23 protein-coding genes are annotated in these 24,753 nt (G+C 56.3%); 16 read left to right on the top strand and 7 right to left on the bottom strand.

What is annotated here, in order from left to right; all coding sequences use genetic code 11:
* Window positions 1-4: 4 nt before the first annotated feature.
* The 3 genes from C1J03_RS16740 to gatC are packed head-to-tail and all read right to left on the bottom strand — an operon-like array spanning window position 5 to window position 2,554.
* Window positions 5-742, bottom strand: coding sequence for a hypothetical protein (locus C1J03_RS16740; RefSeq protein WP_114887625.1), 738 nt, complete (start codon window positions 740-742; stop codon window positions 5-7).
* Between the two features lie 40 nt (window positions 743-782).
* Window positions 783-2,270, bottom strand: a complete 1,488-nt coding sequence (gatA, locus tag C1J03_RS16745) for an Asp-tRNA(Asn)/Glu-tRNA(Gln) amidotransferase subunit GatA (protein ID WP_114887626.1) — start codon at window positions 2,268-2,270, stop codon at window positions 783-785.
* Window positions 2,267-2,554, bottom strand: a complete 288-nt coding sequence (gene gatC / locus C1J03_RS16750; RefSeq protein ID WP_114887627.1) for an Asp-tRNA(Asn)/Glu-tRNA(Gln) amidotransferase subunit GatC — start codon at window positions 2,552-2,554, stop codon at window positions 2,267-2,269. Before gatC ends, gatA begins: the two co-directional genes overlap by 4 nt.
* Window positions 2,555-2,738: 184 nt before the next feature.
* On the opposite strand from gatC, the gene C1J03_RS16755 reads away from it, so the two are divergent.
* Entirely contained in the window at window positions 2,739-3,428 is a 690-nt protein-coding gene (locus C1J03_RS16755) for a metal-dependent hydrolase (RefSeq protein ID WP_114887628.1), read from the top strand.
* 121 nt (window positions 3,429-3,549) lie between these two features.
* On the opposite strand, the gene C1J03_RS16760 is transcribed toward C1J03_RS16755, so the two are convergent.
* Window positions 3,550-3,999, bottom strand: a complete 450-nt coding sequence (locus C1J03_RS16760; RefSeq protein WP_114887629.1) for a nucleoside deaminase — start codon at window positions 3,997-3,999, stop codon at window positions 3,550-3,552.
* Between the two features lie 63 nt (window positions 4,000-4,062).
* Here C1J03_RS16760 and C1J03_RS16765 point away from each other — a divergent pair, with 63 nt between their 5' ends.
* From C1J03_RS16765 to C1J03_RS16830, 14 genes are all read left to right on the top strand, one after another.
* The gene (locus C1J03_RS16765; protein ID WP_114887630.1) at window positions 4,063-4,983 is read left to right on the top strand and encodes a pseudouridine synthase; all 921 of its coding nucleotides are present in this window, start codon (window positions 4,063-4,065) and stop codon (window positions 4,981-4,983) included.
* A 100-nt stretch (window positions 4,984-5,083) separates the two neighbouring features.
* Window positions 5,084-5,902 (top strand): TerC family protein, encoded by an 819-nt coding sequence (locus tag C1J03_RS16770; protein WP_114889056.1) that lies wholly within the window; start codon window positions 5,084-5,086, stop codon window positions 5,900-5,902.
* A gap of 136 nt (window positions 5,903-6,038) precedes the next feature.
* Window positions 6,039-6,923 (top strand): 5-bromo-4-chloroindolyl phosphate hydrolysis family protein, encoded by an 885-nt coding sequence (locus C1J03_RS16775; RefSeq protein WP_114887631.1) that lies wholly within the window; start codon window positions 6,039-6,041, stop codon window positions 6,921-6,923.
* A gap of 39 nt (window positions 6,924-6,962) precedes the next feature.
* A complete protein-coding gene (locus C1J03_RS16780) occupies window positions 6,963-8,159 on the top strand; it encodes a toxic anion resistance protein (RefSeq protein WP_114887632.1) in 1,197 nt (398 codons plus the stop codon).
* Window positions 8,160-8,165: 6 nt separating this feature from the next.
* Complete coding sequence (locus C1J03_RS16785; protein WP_254694078.1) at window positions 8,166-9,137, top strand: DUF2927 domain-containing protein; 972 nt, start codon at window positions 8,166-8,168, stop codon at window positions 9,135-9,137.
* 94 nt (window positions 9,138-9,231) lie between these two features.
* Complete coding sequence (locus tag C1J03_RS16790; protein ID WP_114887633.1) at window positions 9,232-10,341, top strand: SPFH domain-containing protein; 1,110 nt, start codon at window positions 9,232-9,234, stop codon at window positions 10,339-10,341.
* Window positions 10,342-10,529: 188 nt separating this feature from the next.
* Entirely contained in the window at window positions 10,530-11,645 is a 1,116-nt protein-coding gene (locus C1J03_RS16795; protein ID WP_114887634.1) for a TFIIB-type zinc finger domain-containing protein, read from the top strand.
* Entirely contained in the window at window positions 11,642-12,316 is a 675-nt protein-coding gene (locus C1J03_RS16800) for a nitroreductase (protein ID WP_114887635.1), read from the top strand. Before C1J03_RS16795 ends, C1J03_RS16800 begins: the two co-directional genes overlap by 4 nt.
* Entirely contained in the window at window positions 12,316-12,762 is a 447-nt protein-coding gene (gene dtd / locus C1J03_RS16805; protein WP_114887636.1) for a D-aminoacyl-tRNA deacylase, read from the top strand. Before C1J03_RS16800 ends, dtd begins: the two co-directional genes overlap by 1 nt.
* Before the next feature lie 46 nt (window positions 12,763-12,808).
* Complete coding sequence (locus C1J03_RS16810) at window positions 12,809-14,803, top strand: CocE/NonD family hydrolase (protein ID WP_114887637.1); 1,995 nt, start codon at window positions 12,809-12,811, stop codon at window positions 14,801-14,803.
* Window positions 14,804-14,923: 120 nt separating this feature from the next.
* Window positions 14,924-16,528, top strand: a complete 1,605-nt coding sequence (locus tag C1J03_RS16815) for an ABC transporter substrate-binding protein (protein ID WP_114887638.1) — start codon at window positions 14,924-14,926, stop codon at window positions 16,526-16,528.
* Between the two features lie 15 nt (window positions 16,529-16,543).
* Complete coding sequence (locus C1J03_RS16820; protein WP_114887639.1) at window positions 16,544-17,500, top strand: ABC transporter permease; 957 nt, start codon at window positions 16,544-16,546, stop codon at window positions 17,498-17,500.
* A complete protein-coding gene (locus tag C1J03_RS16825; RefSeq protein WP_114887640.1) occupies window positions 17,497-18,312 on the top strand; it encodes an ABC transporter permease in 816 nt (271 codons plus the stop codon). Before C1J03_RS16820 ends, C1J03_RS16825 begins: the two co-directional genes overlap by 4 nt.
* A complete protein-coding gene (locus tag C1J03_RS16830; protein ID WP_114887641.1) occupies window positions 18,309-19,946 on the top strand; it encodes an ABC transporter ATP-binding protein in 1,638 nt (545 codons plus the stop codon). The genes C1J03_RS16825 and C1J03_RS16830 overlap by 4 nt, the downstream gene beginning before the upstream one ends.
* Before the next feature lie 6 nt (window positions 19,947-19,952).
* On the opposite strand, the gene C1J03_RS16835 is transcribed toward C1J03_RS16830, so the two are convergent.
* On the bottom strand, window positions 19,953-20,456 hold the full coding sequence (locus C1J03_RS16835; RefSeq protein ID WP_114887642.1) for a hypothetical protein: 504 nt from the start codon (window positions 20,454-20,456) through the stop codon (window positions 19,953-19,955).
* Between the two features lie 219 nt (window positions 20,457-20,675).
* Between C1J03_RS16835 and C1J03_RS16840 the strand changes: the two genes are divergently transcribed.
* Window positions 20,676-21,512: an alkaline phosphatase family protein gene (locus C1J03_RS16840; RefSeq protein WP_114887643.1), complete on the top strand. Its 837-nt coding sequence runs from the start codon at window positions 20,676-20,678 to the stop codon at window positions 21,510-21,512.
* Window positions 21,513-21,515: 3 nt separating this feature from the next.
* Here the strand turns inward: C1J03_RS16840 and C1J03_RS16845 are convergent, their stop codons facing one another.
* Together C1J03_RS16845 and C1J03_RS16850 are read right to left on the bottom strand one after the other, a co-directional pair.
* Window positions 21,516-22,448 (bottom strand): alpha/beta hydrolase, encoded by a 933-nt coding sequence (locus tag C1J03_RS16845; protein ID WP_114887644.1) that lies wholly within the window; start codon window positions 22,446-22,448, stop codon window positions 21,516-21,518.
* Window positions 22,445-24,325: an acyl-CoA synthetase gene (locus C1J03_RS16850; protein WP_114887645.1), complete on the bottom strand. Its 1,881-nt coding sequence runs from the start codon at window positions 24,323-24,325 to the stop codon at window positions 22,445-22,447. Before C1J03_RS16850 ends, C1J03_RS16845 begins: the two co-directional genes overlap by 4 nt.
* Between the last annotated feature and the right edge of the window lie 428 nt (window positions 24,326-24,753).

A 24,753-nucleotide genomic window follows, 5' to 3' on the forward strand; every position in this document is an offset into this window, starting at 1 on the left:
GGGCTTAGCTGTTGCGATAAACAGCTGGATCCCACGTGCAGGCATAGCCATCCCCGTCTGGGTCCATGCCTCGAGGGTCTTTTTCAGGACCACCTGCGCTTAGGAATTCAATCTGCGCCTGATCCTGATGCTGAAATTTACCGCAATTGCGTTTAAATTTACCGGCCTTATTCAAGCTGAACCGCTTATAGACTTCGGTGCCAACAGGGTGGCTTGTGGACAGGGCGTAGGCCACGATGTTTGGACCAGTATCTTCGCGCAAAGGGATCGCTTCGGGCTGAATGACTTCATATTGTTCGCGGCTGGACGCGATGCGCGCGGCGTCATCGTCGATGCTCCGCTGGCCGGTTACCGCGTCAAAGTTATTTTCGCGACTGATGCCCGCGGCGTCGACCACAGCCGGGGCTGGGTTGCTGGGGCTTGCGATGATGGGTGCCTCACCAGAATTGTTCGCCAACGCATCCGCGCGGGCCTGCTGGTCCTGCGGGCTTGTTGCAGCCAAGAGTGCTGCGGTTTCAGCGGCCGTTGCTTCGGCAGAGCCCGCGGCTGGCAGTGGGCCAGACGTTACCTCGGAAGGCAATGGCACAGGCGTGCTGCTGGCCAATGCCGCGTCGCGATCCGTACGCTGTGCGTCAAAGGTCTGATTGTAGCCCACGCCAAATTGGCTGTCTTCCGGGGCGACAGGCTGACAGGCGGAAAATGCTGCGATGGCAGTCATGCCAAGAATAAAGCGGGGTATCATAGCGATCACGAAAGCCTGTTTTTGTTCTATTTTCGGTTTTTTACCACCATTTTTCAGCCTTGGCCACAAAGCCTGACGCGCGTTCTAGTGCGTAGGCGGAAGAAAGCAGGTCGGCTTCTTCCCATGGCCGCCCAATCAACTGCAGGCCCAGTGGAAGCCCTTGGGCGTCCTGCCCCGTTGGCACAGCAATTCCCGGTAATCCCGCAAGGTTCACCGTCACGGTAAACACATCGTTAAGATACATCGCGATGGGATCAGCATCGGTCATTTCGCCCAAACCAAACGCCGCGGAGGGCGTGGCTGGTGTTAGAATACAGTCGATGCCAGCTGCAAAAACATCATCGAAGTCTTTCTTGATCAGCGCCCGAACCCGGCGCGCGCGGTTGTAATAAGCATCATAGAACCCGGCCGATAGCACGTACGTTCCGATCATGACGCGACGCTGGACTTCAGGGCCAAAACCTTCGGCACGGGTCTTTTCGTACATCTCGGTGATGCCGTCGCCTTGATCAAGCTTGGCGCGGTGGCCGTAGCGCACACCATCATAGCGCGCGAGGTTTGACGAAGCTTCGGCAGGGGCGATCACATAATACGCAGGCAGCGCGTATTTGGTGTGCGGCAAGGAGATATCGACAATCTCGGCCCCGGCGTCGCGCATCATGGCGGCTCCGTCCGACCATAGCTTTTCTATTTCATCGGGCATGCCGTCCATGCGGTATTCTTTTGGGATACCAATCTTTTTGCCGCGAATATCGCCAGTCAACGCCGCCTCAAAATCAGGGACGGCAAGATCGGCCGACGTGCTGTCTTTGGGGTCGTGCCCCGCCATCGCGCCCAGCATAATTGCTGCGTCACGCACGGATTTGGTCATGGGGCCAGCTTGATCAAGCGAGGACGCGAACGCCACAATGCCCCAGCGCGAACAACGCCCGTATGTCGGCTTGATGCCGACCGTCCCAGTAAAGGCCGCAGGTTGGCGGATTGAACCACCGGTATCTGTGCCTGTCGCCGCAAGGCACAAATCCCCCGCGACGGCGGCCGCAGAACCACCGGACGAGCCGCCAGGCGTCAAAGCCGCATCATCATTACCGCGACGCCAAGGGTTGACCACATTGCCGTAAACAGAAGTTTCATTGGACGAGCCCATGGCGAATTCATCCATGTTGAGCTTGCCCAGCATGACAGAACCCGCATCGAACAAATTCTGGCTGACGGTGCTTTCATATTGCGGCAAGAAGCCCTGCAAGATGCGGCTGCCCGCTTGGGACGGCACACCTTTGGTGCAGAACAAATCCTTGATCCCGATGGGCAATCCGCACATTGCTGGGGCGTCGCCCGCCTTGATCCGCACATCCGCGGCGCGGGCCTGATCCATGGCCAATTCAGGGGTGTGATGGACAAATGCGTTCAATTTCCCTGCCCCATCGATCGCCCCAAGGCATGCTTGCGTCAACTCTTGGGAGGTCACATCGCCCGCACGCAACGCATCGCGCGCCTCGGCCAGACCCAATTTGTTCAGATCAGTCATTCCACCACCTTTGGCACTGCAAAGAACCCCTCGCGCGCGTCTGGCGCATTGGTCAGGATGGCAGCTTGCTGGCTGCCGTCGGTTACAACATCTGTGCGCCGCTTAAGCCGCTGAGGCGTAACGGAGGTCATCGGCTCGACGCCTTCGATGTCCACTTCGGCCAACTGCTCGATGAAGCCCAAAATAGTATTAAACTCGCTGGCAAGCGCTGGAAGAGCCGCAGGATCAACCTTGATCCGGGCCAGTTTCGCCACGCGAGCGGCGGTGCTTTCATCTATCGACATGGGCGTCCTCTTGGGTTTCGGCACATATGGTTATTTGGCATTTACCCGGCCCAGCGCGCCCTCGCAAGGGCAGGTCCATCACGCAACGCAATGTGAAGTGAACTTTTCTGCACATCAGGCTTCGCGCGGCGGGAAAAATTGCTAAACTGGCGATGAGCGACATCAAAAAAAGGGTACCACTTTCATGAAGATCATCTGGCTTGGTCATGGCTCATTTCGCATCGAGATAGAAGATCAGGTGCTGTTGGTCGATCCATGGCTTGAAGGCAATCCAATGCTGCCAAAGGATCAGCATGCGGCTGCTACTGCTGGCGCGACGAAACTCTTGATCACCCACGGGCATGACGATCACACTGGTGATCTGGCCGCGATTGCAAACGCACAGGGGATCGGTGCCGTTGGCCCATACGAGCTTATGACGCATTTCGGCGAAACCCATGGCGTGGATGTCACCGCCTACAATTTCGGAGGGACCGCAAAATTGGGCGGTGTTGAAGTGTCGCTTGTGCCGGCAACGCATTCGTCGTCGCTGTCTGATGAACGCAAAAGCTACATGGGCCGCGAAGCTGGCTTTGTCATCCGCGGCGAAGGGCACTGCATCTATGTCTCAGGCGACACCGGGATCATGGCGGATATGGATTGGATCGGGGATTACTTTAAACCTGACATCGGCATCCTATCTGCGGGTGGTTTTTACACCATGGACATGGCGCAGGCGGCCTATGCGGCCAAACGGTATTTTGATTTCAGGACCGTCATTCCCTGTCACTACCGGACATTTGGGGCACTAGAACAATCGGCGCAGGTGTTGATTGACGGGTTGCCCGGTGTGGATGTGATTGAGCCACAAGTGATGCGGTCGATTGTGTTTTGACGTCTATTCACAAGGCCAATCTACGACCCGGGCCTTAAGGCATTCGTTTATGTGCTAAGCGGCATGGTCTGGAGCAAAATAGCGCTCCAAAAAGAATTTCTGCTTGGTCCGCCAAAAGGCCCTACCGTTTTGCTGCAAAAAACTCTTTCAGCATCACTTCAGCCTCTTCGCCCGCAATCCCGTCAAACACCTCTGGCACGTGGTGGCATTGGGGATGCGAAAATACTCGTGCGCCTTGGGCCACACCGCCTGATTTTGGATCAGACGCGCCGTAATACAGCCGCGCGATGCGGGTTGCAGCAAGGGCAGCGGCACACATCGCACAAGGCTCCAGCGTGACATAAAGCGCGTGGCCGGGCAGTCGCTCTGAGCCTGCGCTGCCGCAAGCTTCGCGCAGGCACAGAATTTCTGCATGGGCCGTGGGATCGTTTAACTCTCGGGTCCGGTTGCCAGCACGTGCAACAACATCGCCGCTAGGTGACACGATCACAGCACCCACTGGCACTTCGCCCCGGGCTGCGGCCGCACGCGCCTCGCTCAGGGCATCTTCCATGTAAGAACGGAAAGTCATAGGCCTTGATGGAGGCAAAACGGTCCCTTTCGCAAGGGGGGCAAACGCGCTAAGGCTCGGCCCATGACTGATATGCCCCCCTCCGAGGCGCCCAAGGGCGACCGTATTGCCAAAGTTTTGTCCCGCGCTGGCGTTGCCAGCCGCCGCGAAGCAGAGCGCATGATTGAAGCTGGCCGCGTTTCCGTGAACGGCGAAAAGATCACTTCGCCTGCGCTGAATGTAACGGGTGCGGATACCGTGAGCGTGGATGGCAAGCCAATCGCAGATGCTGAACCCGCGCGCGTTTGGCTTTATCACAAGCCTACCGGGCTGGTCACAACCGACAGTGATGAAAAAGGCCGCACGACGATCTATGACGCGCTGCCTGAAGATATGCCGAGGGTAATGAGCGTTGGACGCCTTGACCTTAATTCCGAAGGGTTGCTGCTGTTGACCAATGACGGTGGCGTCAAACGCAAGCTTGAACTGCCCTCTACGGGTTGGCTGCGGCGCTACCGCGTGCGCGTGAACGGCCGCCCTTCAGACGAAGCACTAGAGCCGTTGCGCAAAGGTATGATCGCAGATGGCGAGCCCTTTCAGCCAATGGAAGTGACGCTTGATCGGCAAAAAGGTGCCAACGCATGGCTGACGATCGGCATACGTGAAGGCAAGAACCGCGAAATCCGCCGTGCTATGGATATTGTTGGCCTGAGCGTGAACCGCCTTATCCGGGTGAGTTACGGCCCCTTCCAACTGGGCGACTTGAAAGCCGGTGCCGTGGAAGAAGTCCGCCGCAAGATGCTGCGCGAGCAGTTGGGCATGGACTTGGGCGATCCGACCGGCACCGCACAGAAGAAACCCACCGCCGTCAAACGTCCCTTTAAGCGCCGCGTGCCGCATAAGGGCGATTTTGGTGGCCCCGGTCAGCCCGGACGCCCTCGCCCAGAGGGTGCCTCCGAAAAACCGAGCAAGGGCAAGCCGGCCAAAGGCAAACCGCGCCGCTAGGAAATTGACACAAAGACCAAGTTTTTCCCTCTGACGCGCAATTCACTTTGCAGCGATGCTCCGCTATGGGTTGAAAAAACACGACCTGACGGGGAATGACATGGCTGATCTGCTGACAATCGAAAATCTGGGAAACCTAGTAATGCTGTGCTTTTTGCAAGCGGTATTGGGCTTCGACAACTTGCTTTATATCTCGATCGAGAGCCAACGTGCGCCTGTCGCGCACCAAGCAGCAGTGCGCAAATGGGGCATCCTGATTGCCGTGGCTCTGCGAATCGTCCTGTTGTTTGTGATGATCCGGCTGATTGATGCGATGGCCGAGCCGTTTTTCATTCTCAACTGGGAAGGCGTCATTACGGGCGGCGTAAACTTTGCCACGCTGGTGTTTATTATCGGTGGGGTGTTCATCATGTACACCGCCGTCAAGGAAATCAGCCACATGCTGGCGATTGAGCACTTGGGCACCGATGTGTCAGGTAAAAAAGGCAAATCAGCGGTGCAAGTGGTCCTGCTGATCGTTTTCATGAACCTCATCTTCTCGTTCGATTCCGTGCTGTCAGCGCTGGCGATCACGGATGTCTTTGCAATCCTTGCGACGGCAATCATTCTGTCGGGGCTGGCGATGATGCTCTTGGCCGACCGGGTCACCGAATTTCTTGAGGCGAACCGAATGTACGAGGTCCTGGGTCTCTTTATTTTGTTGATCGTCGGCATAGTTCTGCTGGGCGAAGCCGGGCAAGCCGCGTCTCACGCGATGCATGACGATACTCTTGCTCTGCGGTTCTTCGGCTATGAAGTCATTCCAATGTCCAAGACGACCTTCTATTTCAGCGTCCTTGTGCTTGTTGCGGTTGAGGTGATCCAGTCTGGCTACACCCGAAAGCTGAATGCAGAGCGGCGCACCGCGCAGCGGCACTAGCGAATAGACCAAGGCGGGGCTATGTTAGTCGCACACAAGGGGCACAGATGACACCGACACCATTCCAGAAGATTTCATACGCGGCATTGTTGGTGCTGCTTTTTGGCGTCTGCACCGGCTGGCTAGGAGGCCTCTGATGGCGCAACGGTTTGGCGGCAAACACAGCCCCTCAGCGGGCGGCGGGCCAAAGACAAGCCATGCGCCCGCGCGGATCGATGTGGATCCTGTCGGAGGTCGCGCGAACCTGCTGTTTCTGCCTGCCATCCCGCTGGTATTTACGTCTCTGAATGACGGAGCACAAAGCTTGGTCCTTGGGCTGGCTGGTGCTGGCGTGTTAACATTAGCCGCATGGATATTGCGCGCGGGGTTGCGGGCCGAGGTTGCGTTTGACGCGCGCAAGGTCGCACGTCGGCCGGCGTTTCCACGCAAGATGGCCGCCAGCGCCTTGACCGGTTTAGGCACTGCCTTGGCAGCAGCTGCACATCTTAACAGCTTTGATGTGATGGCCCCTCTGCTGTATGGGATCAGCGCTGCGGGTCTGCATGTTGCGGCCTTTGGCATTGATCCTTTGCGCTCCAAAGGCATGGAGGGTGTTGATACGTTTCAACAAGACCGCGTCGCACGGGTTGTTGATGAGGCTGAAAAGCACCTCACAGCGATGAACGACGCGATGAAACGCGCAGGTGATCGGGGTGCCAGCGAGCGTCTGGCCGCGTTCCAAAACACGGCGCGCGACCTTATTCGCACAGTCGAAGAGGACCCTCGCGATCTGACAGCAGCGCGGAAATATCTGGTCGTCTATCTTCAAGGTGCGCGGGATGCGACGATCAAGTTTGCCGACATATTCTCCCGGTCCCGTGACACGCAAGCACGTGACGATTACCTCGCCCTGCTAGAGGATCTGGACCAGAATTTTGCTGCCCGTACCCGCAAATCGCTGCTTGATGACCGTGGCGATCTGAATATTGAAATTGATGTGCTGCGCGAGCGGCTATCCCGAGAAGGAGTGCTGTCTAAATGACCTGCACACCCCTAGATCACCTGATGAGGAAAATTTTAAATGTCTGATATTGTTCGCGAAAAAGCCACCCAATCGCTCGCCATGCTCGAAGAAGTCACCGCAGTTGTTCTTGCCGAACCCCAAGCGGCAGACGCCATTATCACGCTGGAACAGGCCGACGCGCCCCATTCCGCCGAGATCAAACGCCGCATGGCCGAGATCGATATGGACGACACACAATCGATCGTTTCATTCGGGTCCGCCGCGCAAGCCGAGCTGCAGGAAATCAGCCAAGCGATGTTGCAGGACGTGCGCAACAAAGACGTCGGCCCTGCCGGCGACAGTCTGCGCAGCATTGTGACCACGATCCGAGGTTTTTCGATCTCTGAGCTGGATGTACGGCGCAAGCGTAGCTGGTGGGAAAAGCTTATCGGGCGCGCGGCACCGTTTGCCAAATTCACCGCGAAGTTTGAACAGGTGCAAGGCCAGATCGACCGGATCACCGACAATCTGTTGGGCCATGAACACACACTTCTAAAAGACATAAAATCCCTCGACATCCTTTATGACAAGACGCTGCAATTTTATGATGAGCTGGCTCTTTATATTGCTGCAGGCGAAGCCAAAATGGCGGATCTAGACGCAACCGTCATCCCAGCCAAAGAGGCCGATGTTAAAAAAGCCGCTGAGAATGATCAGGTGATGGTTGCACAAGAGCTGCGCGACATTCGTGCTGCCCGCGATGATCTGGAACGTCGGGTGCATGACCTCAAATTGACACGTCAGGTCACAATGCAATCGCTGCCCTCGATCCGGTTGGTGCAGGAAAATGACAAATCACTTGTGACCAAGATCAACTCGACCCTCGTGAACACCGTTCCCTTGTGGGAAACCCAGTTGGCGCAAGCCGTCACGATCCAACGCTCGGCAGAAGCCGCTGTTGCGGTACGTGAGGCAAATGATCTGACCAATGAATTGCTGACATCGAACGCTAAAAACTTGCGCGACAGCAACAAGATCATCCGCGAAGAAATGGAGCGCGGCGTGTTCGACATCGAGGCCGTCAAGCAGGCGAACGCCGACCTAATCGGCACCATCGAGGAATCTTTGCAGATCGCAGATGCGGGTAAAGCAAAACGAGCTTCGGCAGAAAAGGACTTGAAAGAGATGGAGGCCAAACTGCGCGATACGCTATCGGCAGCCAAAGCGACAAAGACCGGCCTCGGCGATGCTGCCGGTGGTTCGGTACAGGGCTAAGCGATTATGGTGCGCGCGGCGCGAATGGAACGGTTGGCCAAAAGGGTCTCAGTGCTGGGGTGCGCCGCAGTTCTGGGTGCCTGCACTTTGGGCAGCCTGACCGGCGAGCCTGTCCTAACCCCGGTCGCGCGCCCTGCAGGCCTTGGCAACACAGCGGCTCCTGTTGTGGCAAAACCCACATCGGAGGCCAGCGCGCAATTGCGAAGCTACCTCAATCAGGTTCAATCCGCGCAACTGTCGCAGGGTTTGTTGCGCCGCGATGGTGGAGGTGAAGACACCCCCTTTACGGCTACGACATTGGCTCGCAACTTCGAGAAAATCGCATTTTACAATGAATACGATGGCAATTTTTCGGGTCGAGGCGGCAAAAGCCCGCTGCGTCGGTGGGAGACACCAGTCCGGATGCAGGTAATATATGGCGCAGGAGTCCCGCCTTCCGAGCGAAAGCGCGCAAGTGCAGATGTTTCTGCATATGCCGCGCGCCTGTCACGCATCACACGCCACCCGATAAGCACTGGAGGGCGTCCCAACTTTGCCGTGATCATCGCAGGTGAAGACGATCGCGCCGAAGCACTGGCAGAAGCCGCGGCTCTCGTGCCCGGCATCACAGAAAACAGCCTAAAAGCGCTGCGCAATATGCCCCGCGATACTTATTGTGTCGTCGCGGCCTTTGCAGGTGGGCCCGATGCCAACACCTACACAGCCGCTGTTGCAGTAATTCGCGCTGAGAACCCATCGCTCTTGCGCCTGTCGTGCATTCACGAAGAGCTGGCTCAGGGTCTGGGCCTTGCCAATGACAGCCCTGCTGCGCGGCCTTCGATCTTTAATGATGATGATGAATTTGCACTCCTGACAGACCATGACGCCATGCTTTTACAGATGCTTTACGACCCACGGCTAAGCCCGGGCATGTCGGCTTCTGAGGCCGCCGCGACGGTACTGGAAATCTCGCGTGAACTGACGGGCGGTCCAGCGTGACAACGGCTTTTTCCCTCTCGATTATCTCTTGCCGCCTGACAGGGTGCCCAAGTAACCTATTTCCACAATCCTCAAACTGAACGGACACTGACCCATGGGTATTTTCGATTTCCTCACCGGTGAATTCATCGACGTCATCCACTGGACCGACGACACCCGCGATACAATGGTCTGGCGGTTTGAGCGTGAGGCGCACGAAATCAAATATGGTGCCAAACTGACGGTCCGCGAAGGCCAAGCGGCGGTGTTTGTGCATGAAGGCCAGATCGCGGATGTGTTTACACCCGGTCTTTATATGCTTGAAACCAACAACATGCCGATCATGACGACGCTGCAACACTGGGATCACGGCTTCAAAAGCCCATTCAAATCTGAGGTGTATTTCGTCAACACCACCCGGTTCAATGACCTCAAGTGGGGCACCAAAAACCCGATTATCGTGCGCGATCCGGAATTTGGCCCGGTCCGCCTGCGCAGCTTTGGCACCTATAGCATCAAGGTGAGTGATCCCGCGCGTTTCTTGTCCGAGATTGTTGGCACAGACGGCGAATTCACCATGGACGAGATCAGCTACCAAATCCGCAACATCATCGTGCAGGAGTTCTCGCGGACCATCGCACGCGCGCAGATCCCGGTTCTGGATATGGCTGCCAACACCCGCGAATTGGGCAAATTGGTCGGTACCGAAATCGCTGCACAACTGGCCGAATACGGGTTGTCGATGCCAGAGCTTTACATTGAAAACATATCGCTGCCGCCCTCTGTCGAAGAGGTCATGGACAAACGATCCTCTATGGGTGTGATCGGAAATCTGAACGAATACATGCAGTTCCAAGCTGCCGAGTCGCTTGGCCGGGACGGCGCAGGTGCCGCCGCGATCCAGGCGGGCATGGGCGCAGGCCTTGGCATGCAAATCGGCGCGCAAGCCATTCAAGCTGGCCCATGGGGCGCACGGCCGGTCGCTGTTGGCAATCAAACGCCTCCGCCTCCGCCAGCCATCGAGAAGGTTTGGCATCTGGCCGAAAATGGCAAAACAACTGGACCTTTTTCAAAGGCTGCGATGGGCCGGATGGCAGCAGAAGCAAAGCTGAGCCGTGAAAGCTATGTCTGGACACCAGGTCAGGATGGCTGGTTGCAAGCCGAAGATGTGGCAGAGTTGGCGCAGTTGTTTACGGTACTTCCCCCGCCCCCACCCGGCAGCTGATCTCGGATCTTCGCGCGGTTTGGTGTCGGCCGCCACAGTTGCTTAGTCACTAGACTTGCGAACGCAGGCGCGCTGCAGTTTTGTGCTTCCTACCGGTTAGCGGTGCTCCAGATCAGATAGCCCCCCGCGAGGTTGACCTCAGCCGACCAAGATTGAATGTTGCAGCAACCCTCAGCCAAAGGCGCATAATGCCCCCTTTCGACACGCCTCCTGCACCGATCACGGATATGCACCGCTTTCCTTGCGATGAATGCGGATCAGATTTGCGCTATGAACCGCAAGCGGCGCAATTGGTGTGCGATCACTGTGGCAATACCGAGGTCATCGAAGGCAGCGGATTTCGCACAACGCCAATCACCGAGCTCAATCTCGAGCGCGCACTTGCCGAAGATCTTGGCAGCGCCGAGATGGAAGAAACCCGCGTTACGCAATGCCCCAACTGCGCGGCTCAAGTTGAATTCGACCCCGACAAGCACGCAACCGAATGCCCCTTTTGTGCGACGCCTGTTGTCATCGACACCGGCACGCACCGGCATATCAAACCGCGCGCGGTGTTGCCCTTTGGACTGACCGAGGAATTGGCCCGTGGGGCAATGACGGATTGGCTGGGACAGTTGTGGTTCGCGCCCGGTGGCCTCAAGGAATACGCGCGTAAAGGGCGCAAGATGGACGGCATTTACGTGCCCTATTGGACCTTCGATGCGCAAACCCGGTCGCGTTATACTGGCGAGCGTGGCACGGTTTATTATGAAACCCGCACCGTCATGCGCGACGGCAAACGCACGCAACAACGCGTTGCAAAAGTACGCTGGCGCAGCGCCTCTGGTCGCGTTGCGCGGTTTTTTGATGATGTACTGGTGCTGGCTGCAACATCGCTGCCCAAACGGTTTACGGATGCGCTTGAGCCTTGGGATTTGTCGGCACTTGAGCCTTACGCGCCCGAATACCTCGCCGGGTTCCGGGCAGAGGGCTATACCGTTTCCTTAGAAGCAGGCTTTGGCGAAGCGCGCCAACACATGGACCGAGTGATTGAGCGTGACGTGAAATTCGACATTGGCGGCGACCGCCAGCGCATCCATTCGATCGGTACGGATATGGATGCGATGACATTCAAACATATCTTGTTGCCCGTCTGGCTCGCAGCTTACAAATATCGTGGGCGGACGTTTCGGTTTGTCGTGAATGGCCGCACGGGCCGGGTCCAAGGCGAACGCCCTTATTCAACGATCAAAATCATCTTTGCCATCATCGCCGGCCTGCTTGTCGCCGGAGCTGTAGGCTATGCATGGGCAATGAACCAATGAACAAAATCGATACCCTCACCGACATTTTACGTACGCGCCGATCATGCCGGGCGTTTCTGCCCGAACCCGTCCCAGAGGATGTGCTGAAACAGATTGTCGCGACCGCGCGCCATGTGCCGTCGTGGTGTAACGCGCAACCTTGGCAGGTCACCATGACCCGCGGTGCTGGAACTGAAACCTTGCGGGCAGCCCTTACTGAAGCCGCGAGTAAAGGCACCGTGCCAAAGCCCGATCTTGACTGGCCGTCAGGGTATTCTGGCGCATATGCGGAGCGACGCAGGACATGCGGGTTTCAGCTTTATGATGCTGTTGGCATCGAAAAATCTGACCGCGTGGGCCGCATGCAGCAGATGCTACGCAACTACGCCTTTTTCGATGCGCCTCATGTGGCAATCGTCTCTTCGCCCGCCGAACTGGGGCCCTACGGCGCAATGGACAGCGGCGGTTTTGTCACCGCCTTTACGCTGGCCGCGACGGCTTTAGGGATCGCCACGATCCCGCAGGCAGCGATTGCAGGATACGCCCCTTTGCTGCGCGAACATCTTGGATTAACTGAGGATCGATTGATCCTTTGCGCGATTTCACTGGGATATGCGGACAAGGACCATCCCGCCAATAGTTTCCAAACAGAGCGTGCCACCCCCGATGACATTATTGATTGGGCTGATTGATGCGGGCCCTCATCCAGAGGGTCAGTGATGCATCAGTCAGTGTAGATGGCGCACAGATTGCTGGTATTGACGCAGGGTTGTTGATCTTAGTGTGTGCCATGCCCGGTGACAGCGGAGACACGGCATCTGCCCTCGCGCTCAAGATCAGCAAGCTGCGGGTTTTTCAGGATGCGGAAGGCAAGATGAACCTAAGTCTGGTGCAAACCGGTGGTGCAGCATTGGTCGTGAGCCAATTCACCTTGGCTGCGGATACATCACGCGGAAACCGTCCGGGTTTTGCAGGTGCTGCGGACCCCGAACAGGGCAAAGTGGTGTACGAAGCCTTTGCCACGCATCTTGGCAATTTGGGTATCACGGTCGAAACTGGACGCTTTGGTGCGGATATGGCCGTGCGCCTGACCAACGATGGGCCGGTGACGATCTGGATGGATACGGACGCGCCGTAGGGATATTGCATTGACAGCAAGGGTTTGGGCGAAGAGGCTTAGCCTTATGACACATACCCCCAACACCCTCCGCGAGATTACCGAAGATCCCGACATGGGGATCACACTGTCCGATGGCACCCGCTTGTCCACACGGGCATGGATGCCGCAGGATGCGGGCGATGATCCGGTCCCGATGATCTTGGAGTTCCTGCCTTACCGAAAACGCGACGGCACCTGTGCGCGCGACGCGCTGACCCATCCATGGTTTGCGGCCCGCGGCTATGCCTGTCTGCGCGTGGACATGCGCGGCAATGGCGACAGTGAAGGGATCATGACGGATGAATACACCGCCCAAGAGCTGGCCGATGCCGTCGAAATCGTGAATTGGGCCGCTTCGCAGCCTTGGTGCAATGGCCGCGTGGGGATGATGGGGATCAGTTGGGGCGGCTTCAATTCGCTACAGGTCGCAGCGCTGGCTCCAGAGCCGCTCAAGGCCATCATTACGCTGTGTTCGACCGTGGACCGTTTTGCCGATGACATCCACTACAAGGGTGGCTGCCTCTTGAATGAAAACCTAGGTTGGGGGGCGACGATGTGGTCGTACTCCTCGCGCGCACCCGATCCTGCGCTGCGCAAAAATTGGCGCGAGATGTGGCTGGACCGGTTGGAAAACGAACCGTTTTTGCCGTCTGTCTGGCTGCGCCACCAAAGGCGCGACGCCTATTGGGAGCACGGCTCAGTCATTGAGGATTATTCCGCCATCAAGGCCAAAGTTCTGGCCGTCGGGGGGTGGGGCGATGCTTATAAAAATGCCGTGCCGCAGTTGGTTGAAGCGTTACCCGGGGCCAAGGGTATCGTCGGGCCGTGGGTGCATAAGTACCCGCATTTCGCCGTGCCCGAACCGCGCATTGGCTTTTTGCAAGAAGCACTGCGCTGGTGGGACCGTTGGTTAAAAGACGCAGAAACCGGCGTTGAAGATGACCCCGCCTACCGTGCCTACCTGATGGATGGCGTGCGCCCCGCGACATGGTATGCAAATCGGCCGGGTCGCTGGATAGCCGAAGCTGAAGGGGCCACAAGGCATCTGCCAGTTCAAACCCTTCACCTGACAGATGCCGCGCTTAGCGATGCACCGGGGGCGCTTTCCGAGACAGTCGCCTCTCCTGCTCATTGTGGTGGGGCGTCGGGAGAGTATTGCGCCATTTGGTTGGGTCCGGAAATGCCGGGGGACCAACGCGAGGATGATGCACTTTCGAGCTGTTTTGACAGCGCACCTTTGGCCGCGGATATGGACATTGTCGGCGCGCCGCGTTTGAATTTACGCCTAAGTGCGGACCGCCCGCAGGCCCAGATCGCCGTTCGGCTGTGTCATTTGCATCCCGATGGGGCCAGTACCCGGATCACCTATGGCGTGCTGAACCTAAGCCATCGAAACGGAGCTGCGAATCCGGAACCGATGAAGCCGGGAACCGTTCAAGAGGTTACTGTTGCGCTTGATCAAATCGCCTACCGGGTGCCAAAGGGGCACCGGTTGCGGGTTGCCGTATCAACCGCCTATTGGCCCTTGATTTGGCCGGCACCTGAGGCCGCTACGCTGTCGTTGAAATCCGGGCAGATCACCCTGCCCCAGCGGCCCAGTCCGGGCGGTGACGAGGTCAGTTTTCCTCCCCCCGATGCAGCCGCCCCGTGGAAAGTGGAAACCCTGCGCGAAGCTGCACATGTCAGACGGCGCGAAGTTGATATGACAACCGGGATGGTGTCGTTGGTAATTGAGGATGATTTTGGCAAGGAACGCGATGAAAGCCACGGCTTGATTGCTGGATCGATTGCGCGAGAACGCTGGGATATCCATCCTGATGATCCATTGTCCGCACGCGGGACTTGTCATTGGAGCGATGAGCTGGAGCGCGATGATATCGTCCTGCGCACAGAGACATCCTGCGAGATGTGGGCTGATGCGCAAACCTTTCATTTAACTGCGCAGATTGATGCATTTGAGAACGACGTCCAAATCTATACCCGCACGCTACACGACAGCATTCCGCGGGATGCGCTGTAACAAGGCCGTCACGCCGTCGGGGCATTACCACTTGCGAGACGTGGGAAAATGCGCGACGTTGATTCATCAATCAATAAAACAGCGCATAAAAGACGCTAAAAATCTAACGGGAGAACCAAAATGAACGATCAACTCAAATTTCTAAGTAGCAAGGTCACGAAGGGCCTGATGACGCGCCGTGAATTTGTCGGCCGCGCAGCTGCACTGGGTGTAACGGCAGCGGTTGCAAATACCATGCTGTCTGACGCTGCAAAAGCTGATGGCCACGCAACGCCAAAGCGCGGCGGCATGTTGCGCGTTGCCTCTGACGGTGGCGAGTCCACAAACACACAAGACCCTGCCCTGACAGCGTCCGAAGTGCCGCTTAACAACCTGCGCGCTTGGGGTGAAACACTTGTAGAAGTCACTGAAAACGGCGAAATCGATTACCGGATGGCCGAAAGTGTTGAGGCATCTGCCGACGCCAAGCAGTGGGTCTTCAAAATTCGCAAAGGCATTCCTTTCTCCAACGGCAAGGACATGACAGCGGAAGACGTTCTGAAAACAATGGAACGCCATTCAAATGAAGACAGCCAATCGGGTGCTCTGGGCATCATGAAAGGCATCGCAGGGATGAAAGTCGACGGCGATAACTTCATCGTTGATCTTGAAACAGCAAACGCTGACCTGCCGTTCCTGATGGCCGACTACCACCTGATGATCCAGCCAAACGGTGGTATGGACGATCCAGGTGCCGCGATCGGTACAGGCGCGTACACGCTTGAAATCGACGAGCCAGGCGTCCGTCACGCATTCAAACGCCGCGAAGACTATTGGGATTCAGAGAACCGTGGTTGGGCCGATGAAATTGAACAACTTGTCCTGAACGACGCCACCGCACGTACCGCTGCCCTGCAGTCTGGTCAGGTTCACGCCATCAACCGCGTTGATCCCAAAGTTGCAGCTCTTCTGGACCGTGCACCAAACCTTTCGGTACAGTCCGCTTCGGGACGTGGCCACTATGTCTTTATAGCGCATGTGGACACAGCACCCTTTGACAACAACGATGTGATGCTGGCGCTGAAATATGCGATTAACCGTCAAGAAATGGTCGACAAGATTTTGCGCGGCTTCGGTTCGTTGGGCAACGACATGCCAATCAACTCGTCCTACCCGCTGTTTGATGACACAATTCCACAGCGTGAATTTTCCATCGAGAAAGCCAAAGAGCATTACGCAAAATCAGGCCATGACGGCTCACCGATCGTTCTGCGCGTTGCAGACGGTGCGTTCCCGGGCGCTGTTGATGCCGCAGCTCTGTTCCAGCAAACAGCGCAAGCCGCTGGTATCCCACTGGAAATCAAGCGTGAACCAAACGATGGTTACTGGTCAGAAGTTTGGAATGTACAACCATTCTGTGCGTCTTATTGGGGCGGTCGTCCGGTCCAGGACCAGATGTATTCCACAGCCTATCTTTCGACAGCTGACTGGAACGACACCCGTTGGAAGCGACCTGAGTTTGACACGATGCTCAATGCAGCCAAGGCTGAATTGGACAACGGCAAGCGCAAGGAAATCTATTCCCAGATGGGCCGCATGCTGAACGAAGAAGGCGGATTGATCCTGCCAATGTTCAACGACTTTGTCTCGGGTGTATCCAACAACCTCGGCGGTTGGGTTACCGATGGCAACGGCGGCATGATGAACAACAAAGCAATGATCAGATGCTGGGTGAACGACGCTTAAGGGCGTCTTGAACTAATGCATCCAATAGCAAAACTGATAGTCCAGCGTGTATCGCTGGGCTTGATGCTTCTCTTCGCAGCATCAATCCTTATTTTTGGCGGCACAATGATGCTGCCCGGCGACGTGGCCCAACAAATTCTGGGCCAGTCTGCGACCCCCGAAAGCCTTGCCAACCTGCGCGAAAGCCTGGGCCTGAACGATCCGCCCGTGGCCCGCTACTTCCAATGGCTCGGAGGTTTCCTAACAGGAGATTTGGGCACCGCTCTTACCAATGGCCGCGACATTGCTGAAAGCCTTGGTTTCCGACTTAAAAACACACTTTTCCTTGCTTTCTGGGCTGCAGTTATCTCTGTCCCTCTGGCAATATTCCTTGGCCTCTTGGCTGTTCGCTACAAAGACCGCTGGCCTGATAAAGTGATCTCGGCTGTTACGCTGACAACCATTTCCATCCCTGAATTCATGATCGGCTACGTCCTGATCTATTGGGTTTCGATCAAATGGGGCATGTTTTCCTCAGTTGCGATCATCAACGACGGCATGAGCCTTGCTGAAAAGCTCAACGCGATTGCCATCCCAGTCATGGTTCTCACCCTCGTGGTGCTCGCACATATGATGCGTATGACCCGCGCCGCAATCCTGAACGTGATGCAGTCCGCCTATATCGAGACCGCAGAACTCAAGGGTATGGGGATGCTGAAAATCATCGCCAAACACGCCTTTCCGAACGCCATCGCGCCTATTGTGAACGTCGTTATGATCAACCTCGCCTACCTGGTTGTTGGTGTTGTGGTTGTTGAAGTTGTGTTCGCCTATCCGGGCATGGGACAATATCTTGTGGACCACGTGTCCAAACGAGATGTTCCGGTTGTGCAAGCCTGTGGCCTGATTTTTGCGGCTGTGTACATCGGTCTGAACTTGATCGCTGACATCGTGTCCATTCTTGCCAACCCAAGACTGAGGCATCCAAAATGAAGAACATTCCAATCTCCGCATTGATCGGCCTGTTCTTCACAGCGCTCTATTTCCTCATGGCACTCTTCGCGCCGTTGCTTGCTCCATATGGTATGGCCGAAGTTGTCGGCGATGTTTGGGAACCTTCGTCATCACAGTTTTTGCTTGGCACCGACAGCATTGGTCGTGACTTGCTGACGCGCCTCATCTACGGGGGACGTACAACGATCTTCATCGCAACGATGGCAACAATCCTGAGCTTTGTAACAGGGTCTGTTCTGGGCTTCTTTGCGGCTGTTTCCGGCGGCTGGGTGGATCAAGCCATTAGCCGTTTTGTCGATCTGATCATGTCCATTCCATCGCTGATCTTCGCGCTTGTGGTTCTGTCGGTTATGCCGACCACAACCACAATCCTGATCCTGCTGATGGGCCTGCTCGACAGCACACGGGTCTTCCGTTTGGCCCGCGCCGTTGCGGTCGACATCACCGTTATGGACTATGTCGAAGCCGCGCGCCTGCGTGGTGAGAAAATTGGCTGGATCATCTTTCGTGAAACACTACCGAATGCTCTCTCCCCTCTCGTCGCTGAGATGGGCCTGCGCTTCATCTTCATGGTGCTCTTCATCTCAACCCTATCTTTCCTCGGTCTTGGCGTTCAGCCACCGCTCGCGGATTGGGGTGGAATCGTGAAAGAGAACAAAGAAGGCATCAACTACGGTATTCAGGCTGCTCTTTATCCTGCCTATGCCATCGCCACTTTGTGCATCTCAATCAATCTGGTTGCCGACTGGGTCCTCAATCGCACCACATCACTGAAAGGGGGCCGAGGATGACGGAACCTCTTCTCAAAATACGCGGACTCAAGATTGGTGCGACGATCTATCCACCGGGCGAACGTCCGCGTGACATCGAGATCGTGCACGGCGTGGATTTCGATCTGGGGCCCGGCAAAGTGCTTGGCCTGATTGGCGAATCCGGTGCGGGTAAATCCACCATTGGTCTTGCTGCAATGGCTTATGGTCGTGGCGGTGTTGAACTGACGGGCGGCGAGGTCTGGGTTAACGGGCGCGACGTACTCAAATCGGGTGTGCGCGATGTGCGCCGTTTGCGCGGTGCAGAGGTGACTTACGTGTCACAATCTGCGGCCGCGTCGTTCAACCCGGCAAAAAAGATCATGGAACAAGTGATCGAAGCCGCTGTTATCCAGAACAAGTTCTCCAAACGAGACGCTGAAAAACGGGCGATTGAACTCTTTACTAAGCTGGGTCTGCCGGATCCAGAAAATATCGGCAACCGCTATCCACACCAAGTTTCGGGTGGTCAGTTGCAGCGGTGCATGACGGCTCTTGCTCTGTGCCCGCAGCCTGATCTTGTGGTATTCGATGAACCAACAACCGCGTTGGATGTGACAACACAGATCGACGTGCTGGCCGCAATTAAAGAAGCAATCCGTGATACAGGCGTTGCAGCACTTTATATCACCCATGACCTTGCCGTTGTGGCGCAGGTCAGCGATCACATCATGGTCTTGCAACAAGGTGCGATGGTCGAATACGGCACCACCGATCAGATCATCAACAACCCGCAAGAGGAATACACTCAAGCGCTGGTCTCTGTTCGTTCGATTCAGCACGAAGAAAAGACCCCTACCGATACGCCAGTGCTACGGATTGAGAACATCACTGCGCGTTACAAAGGCACCAATTTCGATGTCCTCAAAGACATCAACGTTGAGCTGCACCCCGGTCAAACTCTGGCGGTGGTTGGCGAAAGTGGATCAGGTAAGTCCACGTTGGCACGCGTGATCACAGGGCTTTTGCCCCCTTCTGCTGGGCAGATAACCTTTGACGGACGGGTGCTGACGCCTGATCTAGCCACGCGGCCTTTGGATGATTTGCGCGAATTGCAGATGATCTACCAAATGGCTGACACGGCGATGAATCCGCGCCAGACTGTTGGCACCATCATCGGTCGCCCACTCGAGTTCTATTTCGGCCTAAAGGGCAAAGCGAAACAAGAGCGCCTCCAAGAGCTTTTGGATGAGATCGAGCTGGGAACTGGTTTTCAGGATCGCTATCCGGCTGAGTTGTCGGGCGGTCAAAAACAGCGCGTGTGTATCGCGCGCGCCTTGGCGGCAAAGCCCAAGTTGATCATTTGCGACGAGGTTACATCGGCGCTGGATCCGCTGGTGGCTGATGGCATTCTCAAGCTGTTGCTGCGTTTGCAGAAAATCGAAGACGTAGCCTATCTGTTCATCACCCATGATCTGGCGACGGTGAAAGCCATCGCAGACAGCATCGCGGTTATGTTTCAGGGCGAAGTTGTGCGGTACGGACCTAAATCTCAGGTGCTGTCACCGCCGTTTGATGACTACACCGATCTCCTGCTCAGCTCAGTACCTGAGATGAAGATCGGCTGGCTTGAGGAAGTTATTGCGCATCGCAAAATGGAAAGTGCCGGGAATTAAATAGGCTTATGATTTGATCCCATGCGTCTCGAAATGCCCCGCTAAAAGCGGGCGCAGTTCGTCGACATAGCGCATACCGCTAAGCACCTGTGTCGCTCCGCCTGCGCCGTCAAACAGCACAAGCGTTACGTGTGGCACATTGTGCTTGGCGGCAAAGTCCGCGCCGTTTTCCTGTTTAATATCTGCAATCAGATACAACAGGTCACACTCGCCAAATTGCTTCATGGCGGCGCGTGTTTCCCCCTGCAGGGCGGTGCAGATCGGACAGGTGGGGTCATGCACCTGAACAACTGCCGGCTTGCCCTGCCCCAGGCGCGTCAGGTCATGTTCCTCAAGGAACTCGTTGAACCAGCCCCGACCGAGATACCCAGCACCACCGAGGGCCACGGCCCCGATCGCGCCATTTCGGACCAACTTGAGCACATTGCGCCGCGAAGGTTCCGCCGGGGTTGTTTGTTGTTTGTCCACCTGTGCTTGCTTGCGCCGGTTGGTTTTAGATGTCTTTGCCATGCAGCCCTCATTCGGTTCCATTTTCCTGCACTCTAGGTCAAATCCCATCCACGTGAGATGACAGATTGATCACGGGTTCCTCACATCCGCGCGAGCGGCGCGCTTGGGTTACTTCTTGGTCGACTCCAAAGCTATGAAATCTCCTTTGGCGCAACCTAATGGTACTTGCGCACCCGACAAAGCTGCGCTCAGATACCGAAAACACCGAAGGGGCCTATCATGGACAACAAACTTCTGCTGATCATCTTGGACGGCGTCCCGTGGCGCAATTGGCGCAGGTTATTTGGCAATCTCGAAGGCTGGGTCGACAGCGGAGATGCGCGAGTCTGGAAAATCCGGTCAGTCCTGCCGTCCATTTCGGCGTCGTGCTATGCATCCATCCATACAGGCGTGGCCCCGGCGACACATGGGTGCACCGGCAATGGGAATGTCTTTCGGCTGAGCCAGCCTGACGTCTTCTCTCAGGTGCGCGCGGGCGGCGGTGTAACCGGGGCCGTTGCGCATAGCTTTTGGTCAGAGTTCTTTAACCGCCACCCCTTCGATTTCGTACGCGATATTGAATACGATGAGCCCGCAAGCGACACCATCAACCACGGACGGTTTCACACCATGACGGGTTATGGGCAGATCAATCAGATGACGCCCAGTGACGTCGATCTTTTTGGGACGCTGACCAATATTTGCGAGCGGTTCGACCTGAACTACGGGATGCTGCACACCTGCACGCTCGACTGTATGGGGCATCGCTATTTCCACGATTGTCAGGAAATGGACCATGCCTGCGCTGTGATGGATGAAATGCTTGCGCCCTTTATCTCCCGTTGGCTGGATGCTGGCTACGAAATCATCGTCACGGCGGATCACGGCCAAGATGAGCGTGGCCACCACGGTGGCCGGGACCCGTTGCAACAAGACGCGGGGCTTTATTACTTTGGTCCCGCTCAGGGCCCAGATGTGGATACGGTGATTGATCAGCTACAGCTTGCACCAACCATCCTGAGCCGGCTTGGCGCACCAATACCTGCAAGCATGAAGGCCAAGAGCTTTTTAAGCTAGTCGTCAGTAAGGCCAATCACCACGGCCAAGCGCTGCGATACCGTCCACAACCTTGTCAAAGAATTCGGCAGCCTTTCGCGACATGACACGCGCGCGCAGGCATCCGTGGACAAGGCCAGCTTCGTTGATCCAGACCGCTTTGCCGCCCGCAGCCACCAGCGCGTTGCAGTAAGCTTCGCCGTCGCTTGCCAGTGGATCGCATTCTGCAGTGATCAAAACGCTGGGGGGCAGATTGGAGAAATCACTGTCCTGTAACGGCGCAAATCGTGGGTCTCCCTTGGGTGTCACGGCACCGCCAAAACGAACCTTCATGTAGAATGCCATATCTGCTGTGGTCAGTTCGGGCGCATTGGCGTGGGTTATGTAGGATCCTTGGCCACGGTCACCGCCCAATCCGGGATAGATCAGAACTTGGCCAATAACCCGGTCTACCGCCCTGCCCCGCGCATGATGAGCAACAGCCGCGGCAAGGTTGCCCCCCGCACTGTCGCCCGCCAGCACAATCGGTCCGGGATAGGTTTTTTGGATTGCATCGAACGCCGCCCAAGCATCGTTAAAACACCCTGGGAACATCGTTTCGGGCGCAAGAGCGTAGTCCACAGATACCACCCGGTAGCCGGTGCCCGCACAAATCTCGGCGCAGACATCGTCATGGCTGTTAAGGTCCCCAACCACGAAACCGCCGCCATGATAATAGATGACCGTAACTGGGGATGCACTTTGGTAGATGCGGCAAAGAACGCCGCCAAATGGGGCGTCTTGTGCCGTCACACCTTCAGGATAACCCTGATGGAAAGCCGCGCACATGGCGTTGTAGACCGCGCGCTGCTCTTGGATGCTGAGGGCTACGGCATTTGGCGGATAGAACTCCGCACCACGCTCGATATAGGCCCAGACCTCCGCATCCAAAAGCTTGGCATAATCGGGTCCGCTCAAGCAGCCGGCTCCCACTGACCGACGAACGCATCCAGGCATTTACCCACTGCCGCATGGTCCTCGCCGTTCATTGCGATCATCGCGACAAGCCCGCGCTTTTTGTCATCAACCACGTGATCGACGCGCGCAGTACAGCCAGCACTCTCCAGCGTTTTGTTATAAATGCGATTGATCGCATGCCGGCGCAGATCAGGCTTAAAGATCTTGCCCACCGCCGTTTTGGGCAGCTCATCCATGATGGTCATGTGCTTGGGCTGAGCCGCGCGTTCTTTGACCCTGTCCTTACAAAAGGCAGTCAGCTCCGCTTCGGTCACCGATGCCCCCTGCACTAGTTCAACAAAGGCGCAAGGCACTTCGCCCGCGTGGGCATCCGGCTGCCCAATGGCACCAGCGAATGCAACGGCCTCATGACCCAGCAGCGCCTCTTCGATTTCAGCGGGATCGATGTTGTGCCCGCCTCGAATGATCAGATCCTTGGCGCGCCCTGTTATCCAGATATACCCATCGCTGTCGATCCGGCCCAAATCACCTGTTCGCAGGAATTCATCCTTATAATACAGGTCTTTGTTCTTATCCGCCTCCGTGTAGGTGTTGCCCGCATAGACGCCAGGGCTTGACACGCAAATCTCACCAATTTCGTCCGCGCCTGCTTCAACAAGCCCTTTTGCAGTGCCTTTAATGATCTTAACTTGGGTATGCGGGAAAGGAATGCCGATTGAGCCAACCTTCTTTTCGCCATCAGGTGGGTTGATCGACACCAAGCAAGTCGCTTCGGTCAGGCCGTAACCTTCGATCAGCGTAACACCCGTCGCTTCTTCAAATCGGCGAAACAGCTCAAGAGGTAGCGGAGCCGAGCCCGAGAATGCCGTTTTGACGGTACTCACATCGGCATCAATTGGGCGCTGCATCTTGGCAGAGATCGCCGTCGGAACCGTGATGATAAACGTAATTTTCCAACGCTCGATCAGCTTCCAGAAGTTGTCGAACACACCATCGCCGCGGTACCCCTGCGGCGTGGGAAAGACCACATGCGCGCCCGAGTGGATCGCCGCCATCAAGATCACATGGCAGGCAAAGACATGAAACAACGGCAGCGGACACATGATGTTGTCATTTTCTGTGAACAGTAGCCGGTGGCCCAACCAACCGTTGTAGATCAGTCCAGAGTATTTGTGCTGCGCAACCTTTGGCATGCCCGTTGTGCCACCAGTGTGGAAATAGCAGGCGACGCGGTCTTCTTGTGGGTCTTCAAAGCTCAGTGTTTTAGGCTGCTTGGCAATTTCCGCGTTGAAATTAAGGTAGGTCGCTTGGTTCTGGGTCGTAAGCTTGGGCCGGATCAGCGGTACAATCCAAGATTTCGGCGGCGTCAGATAGCGCACCAAATCGATTTCAATCACGGTAGTGACATTGGGAGCAAGAGCCACGGCTTCAGCCGTTTTTTCTGCGACATCCGTTTTCGGGAAAGGCCGCAGGGTCACGACGACTTTGGCGTTCGTCTCGCGCAGGATTGAACCGATTTGCGTGGCGTCCAGCAAGGGATTGATCGGGTTTACGATCCCGGCTACTGCGCCACCCAAAAGCGTGATCGCCGTCTCGTTACAATTTGGTAGAATATAGGCCACCACGTCATCGGGTCCGATGCCAAGGCTGCGAAAGAGGTTCGCGGTCTGAGCCGTCTTTTCCAACAACTGTGACCATGACAGCGTCTCTGCTTTGTCTTTGGGGCCAGAGAAGATCTGATAACTTATCGCATTGTGGTTCGGAAACTTCTTCGCGGTTCCCTCCAGCAAACGGTAAAGCGTCTTAGGACTGTCGCTCGTATCCCACGACATTTCCGCCTCAATGGCATTGCGATCTTTGTACCCAGCATACGTCATGGTCGTCCTCCCCGCGCGCCAGTTTTTCCGGCACTGCACTCTATAGTGTACAACGATGCAGCCCTACCGCATAAAATTCAAGATAAAGCCTAACCGTAATACGCTACGTCATAAAATCTGTGCGGATTGTATGGTTCAAACGCCTCAAATACCGATATTTGTGGCCGGCCGACCGGTTACATCCCCATCAGCGCTGCGGTCTCTCAAGCCTGGCTCTCTTCAAACTCGGATGTGGCCGATGATTTAGTCCAGACAAGTTTTCAGATAATCATTCTAGCGGTTGAAACCACTGTGCTGACTTAGACTGTTTGCGAACTGCAGACGATTTGGGAGGCATTCAAACCAGGCTCTTGGCCCTATTTACTGGGGTTGAAGAGGTTGCCACGATCGCGCACATCTTTGCCACTCAGTTTTGTCACGTTCAAAAA

It is taken from the genome of Sulfitobacter sp. SK012, from assembly GCF_003352085.1.
Classification (GTDB): Bacteria; Pseudomonadota; Alphaproteobacteria; order Rhodobacterales; family Rhodobacteraceae; genus Sulfitobacter.